The following is a 1466-nucleotide window of genomic DNA, read 5'->3' on the forward strand; positions in this document are numbered from 1 at the left end:
TCACGTGGGGGGTCACCCGGTCAGGCGTTGGCTGCTTTGTATTCGCGGCGGCGGCGGTGCAGGATCGGTTCGGTGTAGCCCGACGGCTGCCTGGTGCCGTCGAGGATCAGTTCCCTCGCGGCCTGGAACGCGATGTTGGTGTCGAAGTCCGGGGCCAGCGGCCGGTAGGTCGGGTCGGCCTCGTTCTGCCGGTCCACGACCGGCGCCATCCGCTGCAGCGACGCCACCACCTGCCCGGCGGTGACCACCCCGTGCCGGATCCAGTTCGCCAGCAGCTGCGACGAGATGCGGAGGGTGGCGCGGTCTTCCATCAGGGCGACGTCGTGGATGTCGGGGACCTTGGAGCAGCCGACACCGGCGTCGATCCACCGCACCACATAGCCGAGGATGGACTGGCAGTTGTTGTCGAGCTCTTCCTGCTTCTCCGCCTCGGACCAGTCGGTGTGCGGGGCGAGGGGGATGGTGAGGATCTCGTCGAGGGTGGCCCGCCGGGTGCCCTTCAGCCGGTCCTGGACGGCGAACACGTCGACCTGGTGGTAGTGGGTGGCGTGCAGGGTGGCCCCGGTCGGGGACGGCACCCACGCGGTGTTCGCACCGGCCTTGGGGTGCCCGATCTTCTGCTCGAGCATCTCGCCCATCAGCTCGGTCATCGCCCACATGCCCTTACCGATCTGCGCTTTGCCCTGCAGCCCGCAGGCCAGACCGGTGTCGACGTTCCAGTCCTCGTACGCGGTGATCCAGGTCTGCTTCTTCATCTCGGCCTTGCGGATCATCGGCCCGGCCTCCATCGAGGTGTGGATCTCGTCGCCGGTGCGGTCGAGGAACCCGGTGTTGATGAACACCACCCGCTCACTGGCCTCGTGGATGCAGGCGGCGAGGTTGACCGTGGTGCGGCGTTCCTCGTCCATGATCCCGACCTTGAGAGTGTTGCCCGGCAGCCCCAACACCTGCTCGACGCGGCCGAACAGTTCGGTGGTGAACGCGACCTCGTCGGGGCCGTGCTGCTTGGGTTTGACGATGTAGACCGACCCGGTGCGGGAGTTGTCCAAAGGCCCGGTCTGCTCGGAGCGGGACAGGCCGTGGACCGCGCACAGGGAGGTGAGCAGGGCGTCGAGGATGCCCTCGGGGACCTCGGAGCCGTCGGCGTGCAGGATCGCCGGGGTGGTCATCAGGTGCCCGACGTTGCGGACGAACAGCAACGACCGCCCGTGCAACGTCAGCTCGGACCCGTCCGGGGCGGTGTACACCCGGTCCGGGTTGAGGCGGCGGGTGAAACTTTTGCCGCCCTTGCTGATCTCCTCGACCAGATCCCCGCGGTTCAGGCCCAGCCAGTTGCGGTAGCCGACCACCTTGTCGTCGGCGTCGACGGCGGCGACCGAGTCCTCGAAGTCCATGATGGTGGTGACCGCGGACTCGAGCACCACATCCTTGACCCCGGCCGCATCCGTGGAGCCGATCGGGGAGGT

Annotated in this window: 1 protein-coding gene; it reads right to left on the reverse strand. The window is 68.0% G+C overall.

Going from position 1 to position 1466, the window contains the following annotated elements:
• Positions 1-20: 20 nt before the first annotated feature.
• Positions 21-1466: malate synthase G (locus tag RJ1_RS44875; RefSeq protein WP_073371163.1), on the reverse strand; the 1446-nt coding region annotated here is incomplete at its 5' end.

It is taken from the genome of Rhodococcus jostii NBRC 16295 (genome assembly GCF_001894825.1).
Taxonomy (GTDB): domain Bacteria; phylum Actinomycetota; class Actinomycetes; order Mycobacteriales; family Mycobacteriaceae; genus Rhodococcus_F; species Rhodococcus_F jostii.